This window comes from Nonomuraea corallina (assembly GCF_027620315.1).
Classification (GTDB): domain Bacteria; phylum Actinomycetota; class Actinomycetes; order Streptosporangiales; family Streptosporangiaceae; genus Nonomuraea; species Nonomuraea corallina.
On the sequence record NZ_JAPNNL010000252.1, the window covers coordinates 1 to 7,225 of the forward strand.

General features: G+C 72.4%; 9 protein-coding genes. 4 read left to right on the forward strand and 5 right to left on the reverse strand.

Going from position 1 to position 7,225, the window contains the following annotated elements:
• Positions 1 to 701 (forward strand): adenosylcobinamide-phosphate synthase CbiB (cbiB, locus tag OUY22_RS34585; protein WP_270159517.1); only part of this gene is annotated, 701 nt, incomplete at its 5' end.
• On the opposite strand, the gene OUY22_RS34590 is transcribed toward cbiB, so the two are convergent.
• The 4 genes from OUY22_RS34590 to OUY22_RS34605 form a co-directional block, all read right to left on the reverse strand.
• On the reverse strand, positions 685 to 918 hold the full coding sequence (locus OUY22_RS34590; RefSeq protein ID WP_270159518.1) for a hypothetical protein: 234 nt from the start codon (positions 916 to 918) through the stop codon (positions 685 to 687). The two genes, cbiB and OUY22_RS34590, sit on opposite strands and share 17 nt — an antisense overlap.
• A gap of 65 nt (positions 919 to 983) precedes the next feature.
• Positions 984 to 1,166, reverse strand: a complete 183-nt coding sequence (locus OUY22_RS34595; RefSeq protein ID WP_270159519.1) for a hypothetical protein — start codon at positions 1,164 to 1,166, stop codon at positions 984 to 986.
• 83 nt (positions 1,167 to 1,249) lie between these two features.
• On the reverse strand, positions 1,250 to 1,831 hold the full coding sequence (locus tag OUY22_RS34600; protein ID WP_270159520.1) for an ArsR/SmtB family transcription factor: 582 nt from the start codon (positions 1,829 to 1,831) through the stop codon (positions 1,250 to 1,252).
• 99 nt (positions 1,832 to 1,930) lie between these two features.
• Positions 1,931 to 3,295 carry an MFS transporter gene (locus OUY22_RS34605; RefSeq protein ID WP_270159521.1) on the reverse strand — a complete coding sequence of 455 codons (1,365 nt, stop codon included), beginning with the start codon at positions 3,293 to 3,295 and terminating at the stop codon, positions 1,931 to 1,933.
• Between the two features lie 119 nt (positions 3,296 to 3,414).
• On the opposite strand from OUY22_RS34605, the gene OUY22_RS34610 reads away from it, so the two are divergent.
• The gene (locus OUY22_RS34610) at positions 3,415 to 4,893 is read left to right on the forward strand and encodes a cobyric acid synthase (protein ID WP_270159522.1); all 1,479 of its coding nucleotides are present in this window, start codon (positions 3,415 to 3,417) and stop codon (positions 4,891 to 4,893) included.
• A 2-nt stretch (positions 4,894 to 4,895) separates the two neighbouring features.
• Here the strand turns inward: OUY22_RS34610 and OUY22_RS34615 are convergent, their stop codons facing one another.
• Complete coding sequence (locus OUY22_RS34615; RefSeq protein ID WP_270159523.1) at positions 4,896 to 5,357, reverse strand: ArsR/SmtB family transcription factor; 462 nt, start codon at positions 5,355 to 5,357, stop codon at positions 4,896 to 4,898.
• Positions 5,358 to 5,486: 129 nt separating this feature from the next.
• Between OUY22_RS34615 and OUY22_RS34620 the strand changes: the two genes are divergently transcribed.
• Together OUY22_RS34620 and OUY22_RS34625 are read left to right on the forward strand one after the other, a co-directional pair.
• On the forward strand, positions 5,487 to 6,398 hold the full coding sequence (locus tag OUY22_RS34620; protein WP_270159524.1) for an ABC transporter ATP-binding protein: 912 nt from the start codon (positions 5,487 to 5,489) through the stop codon (positions 6,396 to 6,398).
• Positions 6,376 to 7,167 carry an ABC transporter permease subunit gene (locus OUY22_RS34625; RefSeq protein WP_270159525.1) on the forward strand — a complete coding sequence of 264 codons (792 nt, stop codon included), beginning with the start codon at positions 6,376 to 6,378 and terminating at the stop codon, positions 7,165 to 7,167. Before OUY22_RS34620 ends, OUY22_RS34625 begins: the two co-directional genes overlap by 23 nt.
• Positions 7,168 to 7,225 lie beyond the last annotated feature (58 nt).

A 7,225-nucleotide genomic window follows, 5' to 3' on the forward strand; every position in this document is an offset into this window, starting at 1 on the left:
GCCAGCGCCACCCCGGCCAGCACCAGCCGCGACGGCGTGATCCGGCCCTCGCGCGGGAGGGCGCCCGCATGGCCTCGGCCCTGGAGTCGGGGGACCTGCGGGCGGCCAGGGCGCGGCTGCCGCACCTGTGCGGGCGCGACCCGTCGGAGCTGGAGGCGCCGGAGCTGGCCAGGGCGACGGTGGAGTCGCTGGCCGAGAACACCTCCGACGCGGTGGTGGCGCCGTTGTTCTGGGGGGCGGTGGCGGGCGTGCCGGGGCTGCTGGCCTACCGGGCGGTCAACACGCTGGACGCCATGGTGGGCCACCGGTCGCCGCGCTACGAACGGTTCGGGTGGGCCGCGGCGCGGCTGGACGACGTGGCCAACTACGTCCCGGCCAGGCTCACCGGCCTGATCACCGTGCTGGCCGCGCCGGACCGGCGCCGGGCGCTGGCCGTGCTGCGCCGGGACGGCCACCGCCACCCGAGCCCGAACGCCGGGCGGTGCGAGGCGGCCTTCGCGGGCGCGCTGGACGTCACGCTCGGCGGTACGAACACGTACGGCGGCAGGATGGAGCACCGGCCCACCATGGGCGAAGGGCCCCGGCCTCAGGTGGGCGACATCCGGCGGGCGGTGCGGCTGACCAGGGCGGTGAGCCTGGCGGCCGCGGGTGCGGCGGTGCTGGCCGCGTGGGCGGTGCGGCGGGTCACATCATCCGGTTGAGGTTGGCCACCAGCCAGAGGATGAACCCGGTGATGACGGCCACCCAGAGCATGGACCGGGTGGCGTCGGCGGCCACCTGCTTGCGAGTGATGACCGATCGGGTCGCGTCCCGCCACGCCTTCCGGGTGGTGACCAGCGTCTGGTAGCGGCGCCCGGCGATGAACAGCGTGATCGCGATGACGACGAACAGGATGACGCGGCCGTCCTCAGATTCCACGAGTGCCTCCTTCGACACCCTCATGGAGTGACGACTCCTGTCACTTGATACACCGGCGAATCACGTTAAACGCGCTGAAAGTGGGCGGGAGTCCGGTGGACGAGACGCAGGCCCAGCTCGACGAGGGTCCAGCCGACGCGCCAGCTCATCGTGGGCCGCCGGTGGCGGGTGGTGCGCCATCGGTCGGCGCGTTCGCGTAACTCGGCGGCGCGGATCTCCATGAGCCGCAGATGGATGTCGGGATGCATGGCCGTGTGCTCCTTCGGGGTGGGGGACGGCTTGCGGGTCGGGGGCAGGTCGGGGACGGCTCGGGGTCGGGGACGGCTCGAGGTCAGGGACGGCGGGAGGGGAATCCGTACATGTCGAGGTTGACGTGCTCGCGGCCCTCCGTGTCGCCGGCCTCGATCGCGGCCTCGCCGCGCGCCTGCCACTTCCTGACCACGGCGACGAGCTCCTCGTTGAGCTGGGCGAGCTCGGCGGCGGTCAGGTTGGGCAGGGACCGCGAGCTGAAGGCGGCCGCGCGCCACTCGGGGGGCCAGGCCGACTGCTCGTCGAGGTAGCGCTCGTACATCTCGACATGGTCGTGGAAGGCGGTGCGGGTGGCCGCGACGTAGGCGGCGACCCGTTCGGGGGCGTCGCGGAAGTCCTGGTCGTGGATGCTGTAGCGGGGCATGGCCAGACGCCACCAGCGCTCGCGGCCGTCGTCGCTCTGCGGCTCGGCCTCCTCGATCACGCCGTGGGCGGCGAGCTTGCGCAGGTGGTAGCTGACCAGCGACACGGCCTCGTCGACCTGCTCGGCGAGGTGCGAGGCGGTGGCGATCCGGGTCTGGTGGAGCGCGCGATAGAGCTTGAGGCGCAGCGGGTGTGCCAGGGCCTTGAGCGTGTCCATATCGGTGATGCGCCGGCTCTCCATGGACCCAGTCTAGATAGGAAAATTTAATTGCGCAATTTTTCTTTCCTATCTGCGGGCGCGCAAGGGCGGAAGAGACGGGGCTCTTCCGCCCTGGGCGTGTCAGGAGGCGCGGGCCGCGTCCAGGACCTTGCGCGCGTCCCGTTCGAACGAGGCGCGGGCGCCGAGCGTCAGCAGGCCGCCCACGACCATGACGGGGATCAGCGCGTACATGCCGGTCACCAGCGAGCCGCTGTACTGCGAGACGATCCCGACGATCAGTGAGCCGAACGCGCCGAAGCCCGCCATCAGCAACTGCAGCACGGCGAAGCCGAGCCCTCTGGCGCTCGCCGGCACGACGTCGGCCAGGCAGGCCGTCATGTTGGGGATCGCGATCGACATCGAGGCGCTGGCGAGCAGGGTCAGCGCGGCCAGCGCGGGCAGCGAGTCCATGGACAGCGCGACCGCCAGGATCAGCGACCCGATCGTGATGCCGCCGCCGCCCGCGAGCAGCCGGCCGCCCTTGCGGGCGCCGTGCCACCGGCGTCCCAGCCATGCGCCCACGAGGGTGCCGCTCAGCGTGCCGGCGATGGTGATGAGGCCGCTCAGCGACCCGGCGACGTCGGTGGTGACGCCGAACGAGCGCACCATCAGGGTCGTCAGCCAGTAGAAGACGCCGGCCAGGCCAAGGGTGAGCAGGCCGAGCCCGACACACACGAAGATCAGCGTGGGGATGCGGAGGATCTGGCCGAACTGGGTGCGGAACGGCACCTTGTCGTGCACGGGCACGGTGTCCGGCGCCGCCTCGGGCACCGGCTCGGCGTGCACGGCGGCCTGCGGGCCGGGGACGGGGGCGCCGGCGACGATCCGGTCCAGTTCGCCACGGCGCGGCTCGCGCAGGAACCACACCAGCAGGGCCGTGAGCACGCCGGGGACGACCATGATGAGGAACGCCTGCCGCCAGCCCAGCTGGTGCGCGAGCACCCCGCCGATCAGGGTGCCGACGCCGCCGAGATAGGTGGTGACCCGGACCAGCCCGTAGGCCTTGGCCCGGCTGACCGGCGGGTACCAGTCGGCGAGCAGGCTGCCCGAGGCCGGGTTGTCGATGTTCTCGGCGGCGGCGAGCAGCACCCGCATCCCGAAGAACATCGCGAAGCCGGTGGCCAGTCCGGAGCCCGCCGTGGCGATGGCCCAGATGAAGACCACGATGGCGATGATGCGGGTGCGGCTGTAGCGGTCGGCCAGATACCCGGCGGGGATGGCCACGATCGCCCCGGCGATCGCGGCGGCGGTCGGGATGGCGCCCGCCGCGACGTCGCTGATCCTCCACTCCGCGATGATGTGCGGCAACACCCCCGACAGGAGGTTCGCCTCGACGCGGTCGACGAGGCCGACGATGAAGAGCACGACGAGCGGCGCCCAGCCGAACGGCGCCGAGGACGTGGCGTCGATCTTGCCGGTACGAGCCGAGCCCAGCGTTCCGACCATGCCCTACCTTTCCCTAGGCAGCTCTAGAATCCAGTTCTAGGTATTCGTTCTAGTCAGAGTGGCAGAAGTCACAGGATTCGTAAATGGGGGATTTCGGTCGCGCCGTTACCGTGGAGCGCGTGAGAGGGGCGCTGCTCGTCGCGGGCACCACATCCGACGCCGGCAAGAGCGTCGTCACCGCGGGCATCTGCCGCTGGCTGGCCCGCCGGGGCGTCCGGGTGGCGCCGTTCAAGGCCCAGAACATGTCACTCAACTCGTACGTGACCGCCGACGGCGCCGAGATCGGCCGCGCCCAGGCGGCGCAGGCGCGGGCCGCCGGCCTGGAGCCGGTGGCCGACATGAACCCGATCCTGCTCAAGCCCGGCAGCGACCGCCGCAGCCAGGTGGTGCTCATGGGCCGCCCGCTGGCCGACGTGGACGCGATGGAGTACGGCACGCTCCGGGACCGGCTGCGGGCGGCGGCGCTGGAGTCGCTGGATCGGCTCAGGAACGCCTACGACGTGGTGGTGTGCGAGGGCGCGGGCAGCCCCGCCGAGATCAACCTGCGTGCCGGCGACCTCGCCAACATGGGCCTGGCCAGGGCCGCGAGACTGCCGGTGATCGTGGTCGGCGACATCGACAGGGGCGGGGTGCTCGCCGCCTTCTACGGCACGGTCGCCCTGCTGGACGCCGAGGACCAGGCGCTGGTCTCCGGGTTCGTGGTGAACAAGTTCAGGGGTGCGCCGGAGCTGCTGCGGCCGGGCCTGGACCTGATCGAGGAGCTGACCGGGCGGCGCGTGTACGGGGTGCTGCCCTGGCTCGACGGGCCGTGGATGGACGTCGAGGACTCGCTGGCCCTCGACGGCCGTCACGTGGCGGCCGGTCGCCCGTACGGCAGGCAGACGCTGCGGGTGGCGGTGGTGCGGCTGCCCCGCGTGTCGAACTTCACCGACGTCGACGCGCTGGCCGCCGAGCCAGGCGTGATGGTGCGGTTCGTCACCGGCCCTGCCGAGCTGGACGACGCCGACCTGGTCGTGCTGCCCGGCTCCCGCGCCACCGTCGCCGACCTGGCCTGGCTGCGCGAGCGCGGGCTGGCGGACGCGCTCGCCGCGCGGACCGGGCCGGTGCTCGGCGTCTGCGGCGGCTTCCAGATGCTCGCCAGGGAGATCGTGGACGACGTGGAGTCCGGCGCGGGCCGGGTCGCCGGGCTCGGGCTGCTGCCCGCCCGGGTGGTGTTCGGGCCGGACAAGGTCCTCGGCAGGCCGTCCGGGCAGGCGTACGGCCATCCGGTGCGCGCGTACGAGATCCACCACGGACGGGTGACGGTGGAGGGCGGCGAGCCGTTCCTGGACGGCTGCCGCGTCGCGAACGTGTGGGGCACCACCTGGCACGGAGCACTGGAGAACGACGCGTTCAGGCGCGCCTTCCTGGCGGACGTGGCCGGACGGGCGGGCCGCGCGTTCGAGCCCGACCCGGCCACCGACTTCGCCCTGCTGCGCGAACGGCGCCTGGACGCGCTCGGCGACCTGGTGGAGCACCACCTGGACACCGGGGCGCTGCTCGACCTGATCCGGAACGGCTCGCCGGAGGTGCCCGGCCTGCCGCCGGGAGCCCGGTGACGTCAGTGGGGGAGGACCACGTCCGTCGCCGCGGCGATCAGCGCCAGCACCGGGAAGATCGCCCTCCCCGGCACCCGGTAGACGCCGCGCTCCGGCTGCTCGACCAGCCCGGCCGAGCCGAGGGTCTTGAGATGGTGGTAGAGCTGCCCCTGCGAGGCCGGTGACAGCTTCTCCTGCAGGTCGGACACGGCCAACGGGCCCCGCACGAGCAGTTGCAGCAGGTGCAGCCGGGCCGGGTGGCCGGCCGCGGCCAGCACGGCCGCCAACGGCCCCGGCGGCTGCTCCACCAGCCAGCCGGGCGGCCGCGCCATCTGCCAGCTCCACCGGTGGTCGCCGAACCTGGCATGCCCGCCGTACGCCACCACCCCCGACTCCTCGCCGGCGTCGCGGGGCTCGGACGCCCCGCCCTCCAACGCGGTGACCCGGGCCTCCAGCGCGGCCAGCCGCTCCTCGATCGTCGTCACGAGGCTGAAAGATACCCGGAAAACCGGAATTCCAAAGTCGGCGGGTGCCGGATGCCGGAAGCGAACCGCCGCCTACCTTGCCGGACACCGCCGGTGACGGCGGCGCCTCCGGACGGGCACCATGGCGGCATGACAGCAGTGGTGCGGGCCGAGGGGCTGACCAAGTACTACGGCCGACGCCGTGGGCTGGAGGACCTCGACCTGGAGATCCAGCCGGGAGAGATCTTCGGCTACCTGGGGCCGAACGGCTCCGGCAAGACCACCACGATCCGGCTCCTGCTCGACGTCATCCGGCCCACCCGCGGCCGGATCACCGTCCTGGGAGCCGGATCGCGGGAGCCCGCCGTACGGGCCAGGATCGGCTACCTGCCGGGCGAGCTCGCCCTCGAAGGCCGGGAGAAGGCCCGCGACTACCTGCGGTTCCTCGGCAGGGTGCGCGGCGGGGTGCCCCCCGGCCGGATCGAGGAACTGGCCGAGCGGCTCGGCGCCGACCTGGGCGTGCCCATGGCCAAGCTCTCCAAGGGCAACAAACAGAAGGTCGGGCTCATCCAGGCGTTCATGCACGAACCCGACCTGCTCATCCTGGACGAGCCGACCGGCGGCCTCGACCCGCTGGTGCAGCAGGAGTTCCTCGCCATGGTCCGGGAGGTCCGCCTGGCCGGAAGGACCGTGCTCATGTCCTCGCACGTGCTGGCCGAGGTGGAGCACGTCTCCGACCGGGTCGGCATCGTACGGGCCGGGCGGCTCGTCGCCGTGGAGAACGTGGCCGCGCTGCGGGAGAAGGCGGTGCGGCGGGTGGAGCTGCACTTCGACGCGCCCGTGCCGCCGGAGGCGTTCGCGGGGCTGCCGGGCGTGCGGGACCTGCGGGTCGAGGGGGCGAGCGTGCGCTGCACGATCGACGGCCGGCCGGACGCGCTGGTCAAGGCCGCCGCCAGGTTCACCGTGGTGCACCTGGTCAGCGCGGAGCCCGACCTGGAGGAGATCTTCCTGACCTACTACGGCGACGAGGGGAGGCACGATGATCGCCAAGTCGTTGCGTGACTACCGGCGGGCCCTCATCGGCTGGACGATCGGGATCAGCGCCTTCATGGCGCTCTACCTAGGCGTTTACGGAAATATCAAGACAAATCCAGACATCTATGGCCCGCAGGCGCTGGCGAAGTTCCCCGGCGCGCTCAAAGATCTCATGGGCGGCCTGGAGGACTTCACCAGCGGCGCCGGCTACCTCCAGTCGGTCGTCTACCAGCTCTTCGTGCCGTTCCTCTTCCTCGCCTGCGCCATGATCATCGCCAACCGGGCGCTCGCCGAACCCGAGGAGGCCGGGACGCTGGAGCTCGTCGTCACGCTCCCGATCGACCGCAGGCGGCTCGTCCTGGAGCGGTTCGCCGCCCTGGTGGCCGGGCTGGTGGCGGTGGCCGCCGTGACGCTGCTGATCACCTGGGTGATGGCCGAGGCGGTGGGGATGGGGGTGCCGTTCGACCGGATACTCGCGGCGCACACCGGCGTCCTGCTGCTCGGGCTGTTCTTCGGCGCGCTCACCCTGGCCCTCGGCGCGGCCACCGGCCGCAAGGGGCCCGCCATGGCGGTCACCGGGGTGTGGGCGGTGGCCGGGTACGTGGTCGTCACCCTCGGGCGGAGCGTGGACGCCATCGCCTGGCTGAAGTGGGCGTCGCCGTTCCACTACTACGCGGCCGGCCGGCCGCTCCACGAAGGGCTGCCGGTGGCGGACTACCTGGTGCTGGCCGGGGCCGCGGCGGTGCTGGCGCTGACCGCGGTGCTCGCCTTCGACCGGCGCGACGTGGGTGTGTGATGCCGCCGGTGCCCGCCGAGGTGCCGGCCGAGCTGCCCGCCGAGCTGCTCGCCGAGGT